Source organism: Neobacillus sp. FSL H8-0543, assembly GCF_038592905.1.
In the GTDB taxonomy this organism is placed as follows: Bacteria; Bacillota; Bacilli; order Bacillales; family Cytobacillaceae; genus Neobacillus.
On the sequence record NZ_CP151943.1, the window covers coordinates 1056699 to 1075439 of the forward strand.

The following is an 18741-nucleotide window of genomic DNA, read 5'->3' on the forward strand; positions in this document are numbered from 1 at the left end:
AATATGCGGATTTTTTTAATGTTTTATAATTTTATGTAATGTAACAAACTATTCATCTTATTCATTAAAAAACCTATGCATTTTATATAAAATTATAACTAAGAAGGGAAGTGGAATATGATAATTAGACCTCGCAAGGAATCAGAAGAATTATTAATTTTAAGAATTTTAAACACAAGAAGGTGTTTAGGTGAAGATGACAAGAGACACTACTTGGTATGTGAGAAAGGTTTTGAAGGGGAAGAGAAGTTTGACTTACTTTTAGAAAAACTTCAAAATGAAAATTTGACTTTAAACGCTTTATTATTAGAATTTAATAAATCACATTTCCAAATTGACACCCTGATTATTTTTCAAAGGACGATTTATCTTATTGATGTCAAAAATTATGAGGGTGAATACTTTTTTAAGACTGATGGTTTCTATTACGCTAATGGAAAACCTATGAAGGACAGTCTAGCGCAGTTAAAAAGGTGTGAACTATTGCTCAGCCAATTAATTCAAAAATATGGATTTAACTACCCAATTGAATCTTATCTGATTTTCATTAACCCCGAATTTACTCTTTATCATGCGCCCGAAAATCCACAAATTATTTTACCAACACAGATTAACCGCTTTATGAACAAATTAAATATGATTCCATCAAAGTTAACTGATAGACATTTAAAACTTGCTAAACTTTTAGATTCATTACACCAGGACAAAAATCCTTTTGCAGCGAATCTAGCTTACGATTTTGATTATCTCCAAAAATGGTTTAATTGTGTTTCATGTAACTCATTTAAACTTATTGCTGGCAGGACCAAGTTAATTTGCGACACATGTGGCTGTGAGGAAGAAATTGAATTAGCTATTTTGCGGTGTGTGGAGGAAATAAAGCTATTGTTTCCTGATAAAAGAATTACAACAAGTTGCGTCTTTGACTGGTGCGGGGGTATAGTGTCAGAAAAGACGATTAGAAGGGTCCTGAATAGTAGTTTTGAAATGATTAATAAAAAAAGGTTTGCACACTATAAATAATCCCATTTATCACGCACCTGTTTAGTCAATGGTTGGGCTCTATTTGACCGTAGAGTTCCTTTTTTCTTTTTTGGGGCAAATGGGACACCCCCATTTGACCGTAAATTCCCTTTTTTCTTTTTTGAGGCAAATGGGACACTCCCATTTGACCGTAAATTCCCTTTTTTCTTTTTTGGGGCAAATGGGACACCTCCATTTGACCGTAAATTCCCTTTTTTCTTTTTTGGGGCAAATGGGACACCTCCATTTGACCGTAAATTCCCTTTTTTCTTTTTTGGGGTAAATGGGACACCTCCATTTGACCGTAATATTCCTTTTTTCTTTTTTGGGGTAAATGGGACCAGTCCGCCGCCATTCCCACTGTAGAGTTTTTTCAAAAAAAAGAAGAGGCATCCCTCTTCTCAAATTAATTAATTCCCCAACTTGCTAATAATTCGTTGAGTTGTCTTTTTGTTTCCTCGATTGACCCATTATTATCAATAACGGCATCAGCTAACGCTACTTTTTCGGAGAGGGGCATTTGCGAGTTCACTCTTGCCACTGCATCAGCCATCGATAATTCATTTCTATCCATTAATCGCTGCAGTTGAACCTGTTTATCTACATAAACAAGGATTGTTTTTTCCACCATTGAGGTTAATTTACTTTCAAAGAGCAAAGGAATATCGAGAATAACAACCTTTTCTTCGTTCTTAATGGCTGTATCAATTTTTTTGAACATCCTCGCCCTAACGTCTGGATGTACAATTCCATTCAATATCTGTCTTTTATCGGCATTATGGAAAATGATCGAACCTAATTTTTGCCTGTCAATGCCCTCGTCAGCTAATAAAATTTCATCGCCAAATTCAGCCACAATCTTTTGATAAGCAGGTTCTCCTTTTTCGACTGCAAGGCGTGCTTCTACATCTGCATCAACCACAGTAATATCCATTTCCTTTAACATATTTGAAACTGTACTTTTTCCACTGGCAATACCGCCTGTTAATCCAATTACTAATGCCATAATTATCCCTTTCTACACCATCAGATCTTCCAGATTCCAATGATGATTAATAAGATCCCTGGTATAAAGGTAAACTTTTGAACCCATTCAAATCGGTGAAAATATGTCCCGCTTTTTATCCCTAATAAAACAAATAAGGAACTCATCACAGCTACACAAATGGCCAAATAAATGGGAGAGAAGCCAAGCATTGCTGCACCTATACCTGCGCCAAATGCGTCAAGGGACAGGGCAAAGCCAAGCATAAAGGCTTCGATCCCCGTAATTGTACCCGAACGGTCAAAGTCAGCTGACATTGGTGTTCTCAATATATTAATAGCTATGCCTAGCGATTGAATTTCAAAGTTTACAATCGTCTTTTCTTGATTAACTATCGCTTTCTCTTTTTCTGGTCTAAAAAATTGGTACAACACCCAGGCACCCAGACAAATCATTATAACTCCTCCGAGTCTGGCGGTAACAGCAGGTGGCAGGACTTTTTCTAAGCCATGTCCGATTGACACAGCAATTATTAACGAAATAGCTGAGCATGTTGCAATAATAAGCACTGATTTAATCGGCATGACCATTTTTCTCAATCCATAAGTAAATCCAACGCTAAAACTATCAAGACTGAGAGCAAAAGCCAGCAAGAGAAGTGAGAACAATTGAACCATGTTGGTAGGGCTCCTTCCATCAATCAATATGATAGTATATGGCAGGAGCCTATCCTTGGTTATAGAAATTGTTCACCGAACTTAATCCACCAATTTAAAGCTTTTGGCAATTTGGGCAGAAATGAGTACCTCTTCCTCCGACAGTTGTTTTTTCTAACGGGGTATCACATTTTTTACATGCCTCCCCTTTTCTTCCGTAAGCAAATAATTCAAGTTGGAACATCCCGATTTCACCCTGAGAATTCACGTAAGAGCGAATCGTGCTCCCGCCTTTTTTAACCGCTTCACTTAAGGTATCCACTATTTCTTGATGAAGAATAGCGATCTCATCCATACTAAGTGAGTTGGCTAGCCTCTCAGGGTGTATCCCGGAGCGAAATAAGGCTTCATCTACATAGATATTCCCAAGCCCCACAAAGAGCTTTTGATCCAATAACGCAGGTTTCACTTTTCTCGTCGTTTTTTTAAGCTTAATGGCCAAGTATTCCTTCGTAAATTCTTCCGAAAATGGTTCAGGTCCAAGGTCAATTAATGGAGCCTTTTCAAATTCCTCACCCTTACGATACAGATGCATCGTTCCAAATTTTCGAACATCACGGTATCTTAATTCAGTTCCATCTGTAAAATGAAAAATGACATGGGTATGTTTATCAAATGGTTCTTCGTTTGGATATAGCCCATATTTCCCTTCCATTCTTAGATGGGAAACCAGTGCATACGTTTGAGTATATATAATTAAAAACTTGCCCCGCCGGCCAACATCCTCAATTTTCTCCCCTTTTAGGGCATCAATAAATTGCTCCACCTCTACTGGGTTTTTGATGATTTTTGGCCAATACACCGTTATATTTTCAATTTGTTTGTTAGATACAAGCTTTTTTAACGTCTTTCTTACCGTTTCGACTTCAGGTAATTCAGGCAAAAGATTACCCCCTTATTTGTCTAGCTTCAGGGCCTAGTGGCCTTAGCTTTTCTACTTCGCATCAAACCATGTAGGACCGTAGGCGTAGTCTACTTTTAAAGGTACTGTTAATTCAAGTGCGTTTTCCATGACGTCTGGCACCAATTTCTTTAGCGTTTCAATTTCTTCCTCTGGTGCTTCAAAAATCAGTTCATCGTGCACCTGAAGTAATAGGCGAGTTTTTAATCCTAGGTCCTTCAAGGCATCCGCCATATCGATCATCGCCTTTTTAATGATATCGGCTGCACTTCCTTGAATAGGAGTGTTCATTGCTGTTCTTTCTGCAAAGCTTCTTATATTAAAGTTCCGGCTGGTAATCTCAGGGAGATACCTTCTGCGTTGCATCACTGTAGTCACATAGCCCTTTTGTTTGGCTGAATGAATAATGTCCTCCATATAATCTTTTACTCCAGGATAGGTTGCTAGATAGCGGTCAATAAATTGACCTGCTTCCTTTCTTGTAATCCCTAAGCTCTGTGATAGGCCATAATCGCTAATTCCATAGACAATACCAAAGTTAACGGCTTTTGCCTGCCTGCGCATATTGGAAGTTACCTCATCCTTATCGACATGGAATACCTCCATCGCTGTCTTTGTATGGATATCAAGGTCATCTTTAAATGCCTGGATTAATTTTTCATCACCGGCAATATCAGCAAGAACGCGGAGCTCAATTTGTGAGTAATCAGCAGCAAAGATCAGCCATCCAGGTTCAGACGGAACAAAGGCTTGGCGGATCTTCCTCCCTTCTTCTAAACGAATCGGGATATTTTGTAGGTTCGGATCAATCGAACTTAATCTTCCTGTAGATGTTAAGGTTTGTTGATACCTTGTATGGACTTTTTCTGTATTCGGATTGATTACTTTTAGGAGACCTTCAATATAGGTCGATTGAAGCTTTCCTAATTGTCTGTAGTGAAGGATATACTCAATAATCTCGTGATCCTCCGCTAATTTTTCCAAAACATCTGCAGAGGTGGAATAGCCTGTCTTCGTTTTTTTGTAGGGCGGCAGGTTTAGTTTTTCAAATAAAATGACCCCTAGCTGCTTGGGAGAATTTATATTGAATTTCTCACCGGCCATTTCATAAATTGTCGCCTCAATGTCTATTAGTCTGTCGTGAATTTCTCCGCCCATTTTCTGCAGCCGTTCCCGGTCAACTTTAATACCGCATGATTCCATATCAGCTAAAATCAATGAAAGAGGCATTTCAAGCTCTGTAAATAATTCATATTGCTCATTTTTAATCAGTTCATTTTCCAGAGTTTCCTTCAAATCAGACATGGCGAGGCTCTTCCGAACTAAATGTTCGGCCAGCATCCCAGTTTCTGGGATGCTGCGCTTAGCGCCTTTTCCATAAAAGGATTCATCCGATTGTATACGAACCCCAAAGTTTTTCCCAATGGTGGAAAGATCATCAATCGTTTCCGATGGATTAATGATATAGGCAGCCATTAATGTATCAAAATTTACCCCTTTTAAATGAATATCATTTCTTCTTAATGAAACCTCTGAACGCTTCGCGTCATAAACGGTTTTCTTTTTCGTGTCATCTTCCGCCCACTTCTTAAAACTTGCAGATTGTAGAGCAAGCTCAGTAGGCAAATAATAGTAGCCTGTTTCATTGACAAGTGCCATACCAATAATTGTTGCATTATGATAATTATCATCAAGCATTTCAACATAAAAATAATTATCATCTGCAAATATTTCTTCAGTAATCACATCCGGTGTTTGAAACTCGATTTCTTCGAGTACAAGCTCTTCAGATACAATTGGATCTTCTCCTAACTTTTCCAACAACGTAGTAAAACCAAGCTCCTTATATAAGGCGACAACTCTTTCTCTTTCATATCCCTCGTATAAGAAATTGTCTATTTCCACTTCGACAGGCGCTTGTCTTTCAATCGTGGCCAGCTCTTTACTCATGATTGCCTGATTCTTAAATTCTTCCAGCTTTTCTTTTAACTTATTTCCAGTTACTTTATCTATAGACTCTAATAAGTTTTCAAGCGTTGAAAATTCCTTTAGGAGCTTAATAGCCGTTTTTTCTCCAACACCCGGGACACCGGGAATATTATCAGAAGGATCGCCCATTAGCCCTTTCATATCAATAATTTGCTCTGGTATTAGACCATACTTTTCCATCACATGTGATGGAGTATATTCTTCGATATCGGTTATCCCTTTTCTCGTAATCCCAACTGTCGTCTTAGTTGATGAAAGCTGTGTTAAGTCTTTATCACCAGAAATAACTTTTATTTCATAACCATCTTTCTCGGCAGTTAACGAGACCGTTCCGATAATGTCATCCGCTTCATAATTTTCTAATTCATATCGTTTAATTCCATACGAATCAAGGAGTTCGCGAATATATGGAAATTGCTCCGATAGTTCTGGTGGTGTCTTTTGCCTCCCGCCTTTATATTCACTAAATGTCTTGTGTCTAAAGGTTGTTTTTCCTGCATCAAAAGCCACAAGTATATGAGTTGGCTTTTCATCTTCAATTATTTTCATCAGCATCATTGTAAAACCATAGACAGCATTCGTGTGCATACCTTTATCGTTATTTAGTAAAGGTAGCGCAAAGAATGCCCTGTAGGCTATACTATTTCCATCAATTAAGACTAATTTCTTATTTCCCATCTATTTTCCCCTTCCAGGTTCGTTCACATATTTAGGAAGTTCAATGATAAACTCACTGCCTTCACCAACATTACTTCTGACCACGATATTACCATGATGTGCTTCTACTAAGTGCTTAACAATGGCTAGTCCAAGCCCTGTTCCGCCCGATTCGCGGCTTCTTGCCCGATCCACACGGTAAAATCTTTCAAAGATACGAGGAATCTCTTCCTTTTTTATCCCCACCCCAGAATCTGTTACGTGAATTCTAGCGTATTTCTCATGATCAAAAAGAGAGACTTTTACTTGTCCTTTTGGCGGCGTATATAAAATAGCATTACCAATTAAATTGATAAACACTTGTTTTAAACGGTCAAAATCCCCCTGAATAAAAAATTGTTCTCTGCTAAACTCAAATTCAAAGCTAATTTCCTTTGCTTCCGCCTTTCCATCGAGCAAAGTAAATACTTCCCTTAGTAATAAAACTAAATCAAAATCCTGGATATGCAGTTTAAATTCATGCTGCTCTATTTTTGAAAAGTCGAGTAAGTCCTGTATTAATGACTGGAGCCGATCACTTTCTTTTAAGATGATCGAAAGAAAATACTCTAATGTTTCTTTGTTATTCATCGCTCCATCAAGTAAGGTTTCCGAAAATCCTTTAATAGAAGTAATCGGTGTCTTTAATTCGTGAGAAACATTCGCAACAAAATCTTTCCTCATTTTCTCAAGGTTCTTTATTTCCGTGATATCGTGGAAAACAATTAAAACACCCTTCCAAACATTATTAGAACCAATAATTGGAATCCCATAAACAATAAAATACTTACGTTCAATTGATAAAGGCAGGAGTAGCTGCTTGCTAACCTTTCGCTCTGTTCGAAAAACCTCAACAATTAAATCGCAAACATCCTCATGTTCGATTGACTCGTAATAAAGATTGTCTAAGTAATCCGCTGCATCCACATGAAAGATATCGATATAGCCCTTATTAACCAAATTTATGTAGCCTCGACTATCGATTAAGAGCAAGCCTGCCCCCATATTTTCAATCAAAGCTGTTAATCTGTCCTGCTGCATTTCTTGAGCCTTCGCCATTTGCTGAAGATTCTGTGCTAACACATTAATAGATGTACTTAATGCACTGGTCTCGTTCAGTTCATCTGCTTTGGTTCTTGCTCGATAATTCCCTTTTGCCAGTTCTATTGCGACATTTGTAGCCGCTTCAATCGGTTTCGTATACCTGGCGGTTATTCTAATTCCTAGAAAAAGTATCGCAATTAAAGCGATGCCGAGACTTATCGACAATATCCACCATATTTGCCCATAGGCCTTTTTAAGTTCGGACGTTTTTGTGATGACAAAAATATAGCCTTCCCGTTGCCCGTCTTTCATAATTGGTTTCCAGGAATAATGGAGATCGTATTCATCATGCTCTACAAGCTTCGTTTCTTTTTTCAATTTTTCCTTTATGACTTCATTAATATTTTCTTTTAGGCCATTTAAACCAGACTGATTCAACCCATCACTGTCTTGGACAATGAAACCTTGGTCATTTGTAATTGCCAATCTTACATTTAAGCTCTGGCTGATTGACATGACATCTTCACTTTTGATAGAGCCTACTCCACCGCTATTTTCAATATAAATGGTTAATAGATTTAACTCCTTTTGGAGGCGTCCATCGTATGTATCTATGTAATAACTCTTAAAAAGTTGACCGAGTAATATTCCCAATCCGACTAATACGGTAATGATTAGCGTAAGTAGTCCAATTAGGAGTCTTGTTCGGAATTTAATCATTCGCCCTTCGGCTCCTCAAGTTTGTACCCTAGCCCACGAACTGTTTTAATATAAACTGGCTTTTTCGTATCTTCTTCAATTTTTTCACGCAGATGGGATATATGGACGTCAACAATACGAGTATCACCAGCAAATTCGTAATTCCAAACTGCACTCAATAATTGATCTCTGGTTAATACACGATTTTTATTCTGTGCTAGGTAAAGCAGCAATTCATATTCCTTTAAGGTTAATTCCAGAAGCTCATTTTTATAGTGGGCCTCATATTTTTCAGGTGATAATAGTAAGTTTCCAATAGAAATTTGCAGATGCTCTGTAGATTCCACATCATTCTTACCTACTTGAAGTTGTATCCTTCTAAGGATTGCTTTTACCCTGGCAATCACTTCTCTTGGGCTAAAGGGCTTTATCATATAATCATCTGCCCCAAGCTCGAGTCCCAAAATTTTGTCGAATTCATCATCTTTAGCAGTTAGCATAAGGATCGGTGTCATTATTTTTTGTTGCCTTAGCTGCTTGCATACTTCGATACCATCCATTTTAGGCAGCATTAAATCTAATACAATGATATCCGGTGACATGGTCTCTGCTAATTGTTTTCCCTGAAAACCATCTGCTGCAGTAATCACCTCAAATCCAGCCTGTTCTAAATTGTATTGAAGTAAAGTTACAATTGACGGTTCATCATCAACAACAAGTACTCTATTCATTTTTGTACCCCCTGGTTTTCTCATATTTCACATTCTTTCTCCATTATAATATAGAACGCAAAAGAATACCTTTTATCAGCCACTCTACTTTTCCCAAATAAAAAAAGGAATGCAAAAGCACATTCCTCGTCATAATAACAGTTAAAAATTATCTAGTGCATTCCCTTCCATTGCTTCCAATCTATAGGGAGGGCATACCTTTAACTTTCCTTGAATAACCGTGTCGCCTTTTTCATTGGTTGCTAGAACACTAATCATTATTGTATGGTCATCATCATTTACCTCAATTACTGTCAATAATAACTGAACCTTTCCATAATGGTAAACGGGATTTGGAAATTCAAGCTCTTGTCTTAAAATATGACTCCCCGGTCCAGGTAAATATTTCGAGACTGCTGAGGTTATCATTCCGGTGAGCATGATGCTAGGAACAATTGGTTTTTTATATGGTGTTTGTGATGCATAATCATGCTGAATAAATAAGGGATTTGCATCGTCTGTTAAACCTAAAAAGAGAAGGATGTCCTTATCTTCAATTTTTTCTGTTAAGGATAATTTTTCTCCAACTGTTATTTCTCTAATTTCTCTGCCTAGCTTTCTTTTTTTTCCTAGAAGCATTATACACCCACCCTTTGTAAACGATTTCATAACTTAATCTATTATGGCACATTTCAGTGCTTGATAAACACTTTAATAGTTTGGCTGTGTGTTAAACTCGGTTGTTGATTTGCGCTCCAATCAACATTGTTATAACATCAACAATATCCTTTTACACAACCAATAATTTAATAATTCTGTTATTTTTTTCAAAAAAAATTCGGGAAGTTATCCCCCCGAATTTTCAATATTATTTTACACTAGTACCTGCATTACATTACGAACAGAGTCAACTGATTTGTCTAAGGCTGCTTTTTCTTCTGCAGTTAGTTCAAGTTCAATAATTTTTTCAATTCCGTTGGCACCAAGGATTGTTGGTACTCCAAGATAAATTCCGTCATAACCAAATTCACCTTCAAGATAGGCGATTGAAGGTAAAACACGACGTTGGTCTTTTAGGATTGCTTCACACATCTCAACTAATGATGCTGCAGGTGCATAATAGGCACTGCCGTTACCTAAAAGGTTAACGATTTCACCGCCGCCTTTTCTAGTACGTTCAACAATCGCATCTAAACGATCTTTTGCTATTAACGTTTCAAGCGGAATACCACCAGCATATGAATAACGAACAAGCGGAACCATGTCATCACCGTGTCCACCTAATACAAAGCCAGTGATGTCTTTCACAGAAAGGTTTAATTCTTGAGCTACAAAGGTACGGAAACGAGCTGTATCAAGGACACCCGATTGTCCAATTACACGGTTTTTCGGAAAACCTGAAGCTTTGTACACTGTATACGTCATTGCATCGACTGGGTTTGTTAAAACAAGGATTATAGAGTTTGGTGAATATTTAACAATCTGTTCTGTGACACTCTTCATTACTTTCTGGTTGGTTTGCACTAAATCATCACGGCTCATACCTGGTTTACGTGCAATACCTGCTGTAATAACTACGATATCCGAATCACGAGTATCTTCGTAGTTAGCTGTGCCTGTAATATTTGCATCAAATCCTTGGACAGGACTCGCCTCAAGCATGTCTAGAGCTTTCCCTTTTGTAGGATTTTCTGCTTGCGGGATATCAACTAAAACGACATCACCAAGTTCCTTTTGTGCAAGTAAAAATGCTGTTGTAGCCCCTGTAAAACCGCCGCCAATAACTGAAATCTTTTTACGTTTTAATGACATTGTAACTCTCCCCCTTGAAAGTATTCATTCATTTAAAGGGCTGTTCGAAAACAGCCCTTACTTTTGTAAAAATTTTCGCTTCCACTTTTCTGGCTGTCTAGCTCAATCAAGCCCCTAGGAAAAAATGAACCTCTTTTTCCCTGGACAAGGCGCTTTCGCTTTTCTTTTTTATTCCATATTTTTGATTAGTTCATCTGCAAACTCTGAAGTTTTCACTTCAGTAGCACCTTCCATTAAACGGGCAAAGTCATACGTAACAACCTTAGACGCAATGGTATTTTCTACTGATTTAACAACCATCGTAGCTGCTTCATTCCAGCCTAAGTGCTCAAGCAATAAAACGCCTGACAAAATAACTGATGAAGGATTTACTTTATCTAGACCTGCATATTTAGGAGCAGTTCCGTGTGTTGCTTCAAAGATTGCATGTCCAGTTTCATAATTAATGTTCGCACCAGGCGCGATACCGATACCGCCTACTTGTGCTGCAAGTGCATCTGAAATGAAGTCACCGTTCAAGTTCATTGTTGCCACAACATCAAACTCACGCGGACGTGTCAGAATTTGCTGTAAGAAGATATCTGCAATCGCATCCTTAACGATAATCTTGCCTGTAGCTTCTGCATCGGCTTGCGCCTTGTTCGCAGCATCAGCACCCTGTTCATCCTTAATGCGGTCATATTGAGCCCATGTAAAGACTTTATCTCCAAATTCCTTTTCAGCTAACTCATAACCCCAGTTTTTAAATGCACCCTCAGTAAACTTCATGATATTACCTTTGTGCACAAGTGTAACGGATTTACGGCCTTCTTTAATTGCATAATTAATCGCAGCGCGGACTAGACGAGTTGTTCCTTGTTCAGAAACTGGTTTAATTCCGATACCTGAAGTTTCAGGGAATCGAATTTTATTAACTCCCATTTCGTTTTGCAGGAAGTCGATTACTTTTTTAACTGCCTCCGTACCTTTTTCATACTCGATTCCAGCATAAATATCCTCTGTATTTTCACGGAAGATAACCATATCTGTATCCTGAGGACGCTTAACTGGTGATGGCACACCTTCGAACCATCTTACCGGACGTAAGCAAACGAACAAATCCAGCTCTTGACGAAGTGCAACGTTTAATGAACGAATTCCGCCGCCAACTGGTGTAGTTAATGGACCTTTAATGGCAATTAAATACTCATTAATTACATCTAGAGTTTCTTTTGGCAACCATTCTCCTGTTTGGTTAAAGGCCTTCTCTCCAGCCAAAACTTCTTTCCATACTAATTTACGTTCACCTTTGTAGGCTTTTTCTACCGCAGCATTTAACACTCTTTCAGAAGCTGCCCAAATATCAGGACCAATACCGTCTCCTTCAATAAATGGGATTACTGGATTGTTTGGTACATTTAATACTCCATCTTTAACCGTAATTTTTTCACCTAGCATTGTTGTTTTTCCCCCTTCAATTATGTATCAAAGCTGAATGAATGGGTTCGCGCCATTTATCCAGCAAGAATAAGAAAGCTCTTCATACCCTTTAATTAGAACAATTTTCTAAGTAAAAGTAAAACTTAACCCCTTTGGTTAATTGGAACATATGTCTGCATACCAGGACCAGTATACTCCGCACGCGGACGAATCAAACGATTATTTTCATATTGTTCGAGAATATGAGCAAGCCACCCTGAGACTCTACTTACCGCAAAGATAGGTGTAAATAAGTCATGGTCGATTCCTAAGCTATGGTACATTGACGCTGAATAAAAATCAACGTTAGGCGGCAATTTCTTCTGTCCAGTTACAATGCTTTCAATAGCAACTGACATGTCAAACCAGTGCGGTTCGCCAGTTAAGTCCGTTAATTTCTTAGACATCGCCCTTAAATGTTTAGCACGCGGATCACCTAAACGATATACGCGATGGCCAAATCCCATGATTTTTTCCTTTTTCTCAAGCTTTGTTAGAATGTAAGGTTCAACATTTTCAACTGTTCCAATTTCTTTAAGCATCTTCATTACCGCTTCATTTGCACCACCGTGAAGTGGTCCTTTCAACGCTCCAATTGCCGCAGTCACACCAGAATAAACATCCGATAATGTAGCTACACACACACGTGCAGTAAATGTTGATGCATTCAATTCATGGTCAGCATGTAAAACAAGGGCCTTGTCTAAAGCCTCAACCGCAATCTGATCTGGCTCATTACCTGTTAACATATAAAGGAAATTCGCCGCAAAGTTTAAATCTTTTCTTGGAGCGACAGGCTCTAAACCTTTTCTAATACGTGCAAAGGTTGTAACAATGGCAGGCATTTTGGCTTGAAGACGAACCGCCTTCTTGTAATTTGATTCTTCATCCATTAAATCTGCTTCATCATCATACAATCCCAATAGTGAAACAGCTGACCTTAAAGCTGCCATCGGATGTACCTTATTAATATCATACATTTTGAAGTGTTCGATTACTTCCTGCGGTAATGCCGCATTTTCCGAGAGCTGCTTTTTTAATTCAGCCAGTTGAGGTTCTGTAGGCAATTTACGGTGCCATAATAAGTAAATTACTTCCTCAAAGCTGGCATTATCAGCTAAATCATCGATATTATAGCCAACATATGTTAGCGTATCATCAATAATTGAACTGATGGAAGATGTCGTTGCCACTACCCCTTCAAGACCACGTGTTACTGTCATAGAAATCTCTCCTTCATCAAATATTCCCCATTACCCATTTGTATACAAAGTATTTTATTAGCAAAAACCTTACTGCTGGTTTAAGCTAGGTTAAAAATAGTATCACCCAATACAATGTTAAGATGTTTCCTATTACTATCTAGCGCTTTCTCCGTTACTATTGTGTGATTGAGCGCTTGCTCGGGTTAGAACCAATAAGCAACGCTGCAGTTTTTACACAATAGAAAAATGTATCCTACATGTAATCTAGCATATTCATGTGATTTATGTAAAAAAGGATGCGCTTTCAAGTCCTATTATAAACAATTATCAGATTTTTGTGAATGAAAAGACGTCGAAAAGTCCAAAAAAATATTATTTTACAAAAAATCTAACCAAAGAAATCAATTATTTTCATTGCTGTATAGGCAATACCCGCACCAATGAGCGGCCCGACGGCAACTCCCTTGAATAGGGCAACAGATAAAATCGTCCCCAAAACTAGCGCCGTTGTTATTTGCGGGTCATTTGCTAATAAGGAAACACCGTTTTTTGCTAGTAAAGCCACGAGCATCCCCGAGATCAAAGCCACCCATGCAATTGGTGATTTCATCGCACTTGTTAAATCCTTGAAACCAATTTCTCCACTGGCAATAGGTGCTAAAACCGCAATTGTAATAATGATGACTCCCCAGTTAATACCTTTACTTTGCAGGAAGGCAAAGGATTTAGTATCAAATCCACTTATTTTTAAAACAAGTAACACGCCAATGGCTATTAGCAAGGAATTGTTTTTGGCGATAATACCAATGACCAATAGGAGTAGGAGGAATAATAGTGACTCACTGAATATCAACTTCATCAATCCTTTTCTTAAATTATCGTACCATAACTTCTCCTTGGAATCATAAAAATAGAACATTGCTGGAGAAAAGTAAATACTTTACTGACAATGGAAATCAGCTAAAGAAACCTTTATAATGCTGGTAAATCATGCGTATTTTCACAAAAAGTGTTAAAATAAATTTAGCTATAAATTATGTCGGAAGGAGTCCTGCTTTGAATCATAAGTACTTACACCGGACTTTAAGGTTCCTTTTAGTCGTTGCTATTGTCGTATTAACTGCTTTATCCTTTTATTATTTGTCAAAGGTGACATATCCATTTCTTATTGCATTAGTTATTGCATTATTAATCAACCCACTAGTGAATATTTTTCAAAAAAAGGGTAGAATGCCCCGAGGCTTGGCTGTTTTTCTGGCACTAATCATTATTTTCGCATTTGCTGCAGGTTTAGTGACACTCTTAATCGCGGAAATTGTCTCAGGAGCGAACTACTTAGCTCAAGTGGTACCCCAGCATCTTGATACATTAATCAAATATATTGAGGAGTATATTACTGCACAAATTATTCCTCTTTATAATCAATTAGCGGGTATGTTTAATCGGCTGGATGTCGGACAAAAAGATACAATCATCGATAATATTCAAAATGTAGGTACAACCATTGGTTCGACTGTTGGTTCATTCATTCAAAACCTTTTTGGGAATATCCCAGTTATTCTTTCATGGTTTCCGAATGCTGCAACTGTATTAATCTTTTCCCTTTTGGCAACGTTTTTTATTAGTAAGGATTGGGATCGGTTTTCTGCAATCGGCAGTAGGTTAGTACCAGAGAAAGCGAAAACAAGCGGCAAAACGGTATTTGTAGATTTGAAGAAGGCTTTGTTTGGTTTTCTTAAGGCGCAATTAACGCTCATTTCAATAACAACTGTTATTATTCTTATTGGTTTACTTATTCTCCGTGTTGATTATGCGATCACCATTGCACTAATAACAGGTATTGTTGATATCATTCCCTACTTAGGGACAGGATTAATTTTTGTACCATGGATTATATATCAAGTAATTGCTGGTGATATGGCCTTAGCGATTGGGTTAGGTATCCTATATATTTTAGTGTTGGTTCAAAGACAAGTTATGGAGCCAAAAATACTTTCATCCAATATCGGAATTGATCCACTAGCAACATTAATTGCTTTGTTTGTTGGTTTTAAGTTAATTGGTTTTATAGGGTTAATTGTTGGCCCTGTTACCCTAGTTATTATTAGCACGCTTTATCGCGCCAATGTATTCCATGACTTATGGGCATTTATTAAAGGGCCTGAAGCCTAGCTGAATTTTTAGATTCCCCCAAAAAACGTCAACCTCCAATTGGAAGTTGACGTTTTTATTTAATTATTTTTATATTTCCTTTTTGAATTCTTCTAAATAGAAAGTTCTTTATTAAAAGTTTAAAAGGAGTCCTGGATGGCGGGAAAAGCAAGAGAAAACCAAACAAATCGGTAATAAATCCAGGTGTTAACAAAAGGGTTCCGCCAATAATGACACATATGCCATCCAAAATAGATTCTCCCGGTACCTGCCCAGTGGCCATCTGTTCCTGAGCCTTGCGGATAGTTTGCAGACCTTCTTTTTTCGCTAAATAAGCTCCAACTACTCCTGTAATAATAATAATAGCAATCGTGGGCAGGACACCTATTGTTTTACCAGAAAACAGCAGGAATCCAATATCTATGGCAGGAATGATAATGATCAATAAAGCCAAATAGCGCATCTCTTTCTCCTCTCTAACAAAGCATAATTTCATTATATACCGAGAAGGATGTCATTCATGTTTTTTTGTAAAGAAAAAAGAAGGGAGAATCCCTTCTTTTTTACAAAACGCTTGCGTGTCCGTTATAAATAACTCCCCGAGAGGCATCAACTGTTATTTCCTGACCATCTTTAAATAACTCCAAGGCGTTTTCAACACCAACAATTACTGGAATACTAAGATTCAAGCCAACAACCGCTGCATGGCTAGTTAATCCGCCTTCTTGGGTAATAAGTGCTGCACACTTTTCAATGGCAGGAACCATATCACGATCAGATCCCAGCGTTACTAAAATTGAGCCAGGCTTAACCTTTTCCAATGCTTCCTTCGCATCATGGGCAATTACAACTTTGCCAAATGCAGACTTACGGCCAATTCCTTGAGCTTTTGTGATAATATCACCAACAACATGTATTTTCATTAAGTTTGTTGTGCCGGCTTCACCGACTGGAACCCCCGCAGTTATGACAACTAAATCACCATGCTTAACAATACCGCTATTTACACTTTCTTCAACTGCTAAATCGAGCATTTCGTCAGTTGTTGTTGCCACCCTTCCATGCAGTGGATATACACCCCATACTAACGATAGGCGTCGGCAAATTTGATCATTAGCCGTAACAGCAACAATAGATGCCTTTGGACGATATTTAGAGATCATCCTTGCTGTATGTCCGCTCTCCGTTGGGGTAATAATTGAATGCACATCTAAATTCAAGGCAGTATGGGCAACAGATTGTCCAATGGCGTCAGTAAGATTATGTTCTGTATCTTTACTGCGGCTTGATAGGATTCTTTTATGATCTAAAGCAGACTCGGCTCTAGAAGCAATATTGTGCATCGTTTGAACAGCCTCGACTGGATAAATTCCTGCAGCCGTTTCACCTGAAAGCATGATGGCATCTGTACCGTCAAAAATGGCATTTGCAACATCACTTGCTTCTGCACGTGTAGGTCTTGGATTTCTCTGCATAGAATCTAGCATTTGAGTGGCCGTGATTACAGGTTTACCAAAAAAGTTACATTTCTTTATTAACATCTTTTGAACTAGCGGCACTTCCTCAGCAGGAATTTCAACACCAAGGTCTCCACGGGCTACCATTAAACCATCAGAAACTTCAAGAATTTCATCGATATTATCGACACCTTCCTGATTTTCAATCTTAGGGATGATATGGATATGTGTTGCCCTTTTCTCTTCTAGTAATTGGCGAATTTCTAACACATCGCTAGCCCGGCGTACGAATGATGCTGCGATAAAATCTACTTCTTGTTCAATTCCAAAAATAATATCTTGAGTATCTTTTTCAGTAATCCCTGGAAGATTCACAGAAACTCCGGGAACATTGACACCTTTTTTATTTTTTAAGGTACCACTGTTTAATATTTTCGTTTGAATTTCATTAGCTGCCTTGTCAATGTTAAGAACTTCCAGACCAATAAGCCCATCATCCAAAAGGATTCTTGATCCAACCTGTACATCATCAATAAGCCCTGGATATGTAATCGAAAATTTCTCGGTTGTACCTTCTACTTCGGTCATAGAAACAATAATATTTTGTCCAGCGGTTAGTTCCAAAACTCCATTTTGCATATTATTAGTACGAATTTCAGGGCCTTTTGTATCAAGTAAGATAGCAACCGTTTTACCGGTATTCTTTGCTGCTTCACGAATATTTTGGATTCTTTGACCATGCTCTTGAAAATCCCCATGGGAAAAATTTAATCTAGCTACATTCATACCTGCTTCAATTAACTGGGTTAATTTTTCTACGCTTTCACTTGCAGGGCCAATCGTACAAACGATTTTTGTTTTACGCAACATCTGTATAACCTCCTAATTATTTACCTAATCCTATATCGATAATTCTTGGGATAACGTGTATAGATCAAGATCAAGTTTATGCTTTCTGTCTAATGCTTCAATGATATCATAGTCAACAAGACTATTCTTTTCCAATCCTACCGCACGGCCGCCTTTACCATCGATTAGCAATTCAACTGCTCTTGCTCCTAATCGGCTTGCAAGTACTCTATCAGCAGCAGTTGGAGAACCGCCTCGCTGCATATGTCCTAATACGGAAACACGTGTATCGAAATTGGTTGCTTCACTTAATTGTTTAGCAAAATCTACGCCACTACAGACTCCTTCTGCCACAACGATTATACTATGCTTTTTCCCGCGTTCATGTCCTTTTTGCAGCCTATCCGCGATATCTTCCATATTATAATCCACTTCTGGAATTAGAATAGTTTCCGCACCGCCCGCTAGTCCAGACCATAAGGCAATGTCGCCCGCATTTCGGCCCATTACCTCTATAACAAATGTTCTTTCATGTGAGGTTGCCGTATCACGAATTTTATCTAATGCGTCAATAACTGTGTTTAAAGCAGTGTCAAAGCCAATCGTTATCTCTGTTCCAGGGATGTCATTATCAATCGTTCCTGGTACTCCTACGCATGGAAAGCCCTGTTCAGTTAAAGCTTTCGCCCCGCGATAAGATCCATCTCCGCCAATGACAACCAGTCCTTCAATACCATGAGCCTTTAATTGGTCTATTCCCTTTTGCTGTCCCTCAGGTGTTTTAAATTCAGGACAACGGGCAGATTGTAACATTGTTCCTCCACGGTGAATAATATCACCCACAGAACCAAGTTCAAGTTTTTTTATATTTCCCGAGATTAACCCGGCGTAACCGCCAAAAACACCATAAACCTCTAAATTATGATAAATTGCTTTTCGAACAACTGACCGAATGGCAGGGTTCATTCCAGGGGAGTCTCCTCCACTTGTTAGCACACCTATTCTTTTCATTAACCTCTCACCTCATTATTTTTATGAAAAATAAT

Annotated in this window: 17 protein-coding genes; 2 read left to right on the top strand and 15 right to left on the bottom strand. The window is 38.2% G+C overall.

Features of this window, described 5'->3' with window-relative positions; genetic code table 11:
• Positions 1 to 117: 117 nt before the first annotated feature.
• Positions 118 to 1023: a nuclease-related domain-containing protein gene (locus tag NSS81_RS05565; RefSeq protein ID WP_342432546.1), complete on the top strand. Its 906-nt coding sequence runs from the start codon at positions 118 to 120 to the stop codon at positions 1021 to 1023.
• Here the strand turns inward: NSS81_RS05565 and NSS81_RS05570 are convergent.
• From NSS81_RS05570 to NSS81_RS05625, 12 genes are all read right to left on the bottom strand, one after another.
• Entirely contained in the window at positions 1014 to 1400 is a 387-nt protein-coding gene (locus NSS81_RS05570; protein WP_342432547.1) for a hypothetical protein, read from the bottom strand. The genes NSS81_RS05565 and NSS81_RS05570 overlap by 10 nt on opposite strands.
• Before the next feature lie 29 nt (positions 1401 to 1429).
• Positions 1430 to 2029 carry a dephospho-CoA kinase gene (gene coaE / locus NSS81_RS05575; RefSeq protein ID WP_342432548.1) on the bottom strand — a complete coding sequence of 200 codons (600 nt, stop codon included), beginning with the start codon at positions 2027 to 2029 and terminating at the stop codon, positions 1430 to 1432.
• 20 nt (positions 2030 to 2049) lie between these two features.
• Positions 2050 to 2685 (bottom strand): sporulation membrane protein YtaF, encoded by a 636-nt coding sequence (gene ytaF, locus NSS81_RS05580; RefSeq protein ID WP_342432549.1) that lies wholly within the window; start codon positions 2683 to 2685, stop codon positions 2050 to 2052.
• 94 nt (positions 2686 to 2779) lie between these two features.
• On the bottom strand, positions 2780 to 3607 hold the full coding sequence (gene mutM, locus NSS81_RS05585) for a DNA-formamidopyrimidine glycosylase (RefSeq protein ID WP_342432550.1): 828 nt from the start codon (positions 3605 to 3607) through the stop codon (positions 2780 to 2782).
• A gap of 51 nt (positions 3608 to 3658) precedes the next feature.
• Positions 3659 to 6292: a DNA polymerase I gene (polA, locus tag NSS81_RS05590; RefSeq protein ID WP_342432551.1), complete on the bottom strand. Its 2634-nt coding sequence runs from the start codon at positions 6290 to 6292 to the stop codon at positions 3659 to 3661.
• Positions 6293 to 8074, bottom strand: a complete 1782-nt coding sequence (locus NSS81_RS05595) for an ATP-binding protein (RefSeq protein ID WP_342432552.1) — start codon at positions 8072 to 8074, stop codon at positions 6293 to 6295.
• Entirely contained in the window at positions 8071 to 8784 is a 714-nt protein-coding gene (locus NSS81_RS05600; protein WP_342432553.1) for a response regulator transcription factor, read from the bottom strand. Before NSS81_RS05600 ends, NSS81_RS05595 begins: the two co-directional genes overlap by 4 nt.
• 141 nt (positions 8785 to 8925) lie before the next feature.
• Complete coding sequence (locus NSS81_RS05605) at positions 8926 to 9402, bottom strand: MaoC/PaaZ C-terminal domain-containing protein (RefSeq protein ID WP_342432554.1); 477 nt, start codon at positions 9400 to 9402, stop codon at positions 8926 to 8928.
• A 234-nt stretch (positions 9403 to 9636) separates the two neighbouring features.
• Positions 9637 to 10575 carry a malate dehydrogenase gene (gene mdh / locus NSS81_RS05610; RefSeq protein ID WP_342432555.1) on the bottom strand — a complete coding sequence of 313 codons (939 nt, stop codon included), beginning with the start codon at positions 10573 to 10575 and terminating at the stop codon, positions 9637 to 9639.
• Between the two features lie 168 nt (positions 10576 to 10743).
• Positions 10744 to 12012, bottom strand: a complete 1269-nt coding sequence (gene icd / locus NSS81_RS05615; protein WP_342432556.1) for an NADP-dependent isocitrate dehydrogenase — start codon at positions 12010 to 12012, stop codon at positions 10744 to 10746.
• A gap of 125 nt (positions 12013 to 12137) precedes the next feature.
• Complete coding sequence (citZ, locus tag NSS81_RS05620; protein ID WP_342432557.1) at positions 12138 to 13256, bottom strand: citrate synthase; 1119 nt, start codon at positions 13254 to 13256, stop codon at positions 12138 to 12140.
• Positions 13257 to 13626: 370 nt separating this feature from the next.
• Complete coding sequence (locus NSS81_RS05625) at positions 13627 to 14097, bottom strand: DUF441 domain-containing protein (protein ID WP_342433943.1); 471 nt, start codon at positions 14095 to 14097, stop codon at positions 13627 to 13629.
• 197 nt (positions 14098 to 14294) lie between these two features.
• On the opposite strand from NSS81_RS05625, the gene ytvI reads away from it, so the two are divergent.
• Positions 14295 to 15410 carry a sporulation integral membrane protein YtvI gene (gene ytvI, locus NSS81_RS05630; protein WP_342432558.1) on the top strand — a complete coding sequence of 372 codons (1116 nt, stop codon included), beginning with the start codon at positions 14295 to 14297 and terminating at the stop codon, positions 15408 to 15410.
• Positions 15411 to 15465: 55 nt separating this feature from the next.
• Here ytvI and NSS81_RS05635 read toward each other — a convergent pair whose 3' ends face one another.
• The 3 genes from NSS81_RS05635 to pfkA all read right to left on the bottom strand — a co-directional run bounded on the left by NSS81_RS05635 (position 15466) and on the right by pfkA (position 18706).
• Entirely contained in the window at positions 15466 to 15852 is a 387-nt protein-coding gene (locus NSS81_RS05635) for an FxsA family protein (protein ID WP_342432559.1), read from the bottom strand.
• A 100-nt stretch (positions 15853 to 15952) separates the two neighbouring features.
• The gene (gene pyk / locus NSS81_RS05640; RefSeq protein ID WP_342433944.1) at positions 15953 to 17713 is read right to left on the bottom strand and encodes a pyruvate kinase; all 1761 of its coding nucleotides are present in this window, start codon (positions 17711 to 17713) and stop codon (positions 15953 to 15955) included.
• Positions 17714 to 17746: 33 nt separating this feature from the next.
• A complete protein-coding gene (gene pfkA / locus NSS81_RS05645; RefSeq protein ID WP_342432560.1) occupies positions 17747 to 18706 on the bottom strand; it encodes a 6-phosphofructokinase in 960 nt (319 codons plus the stop codon).
• Between the last annotated feature and the right edge of the window lie 35 nt (positions 18707 to 18741).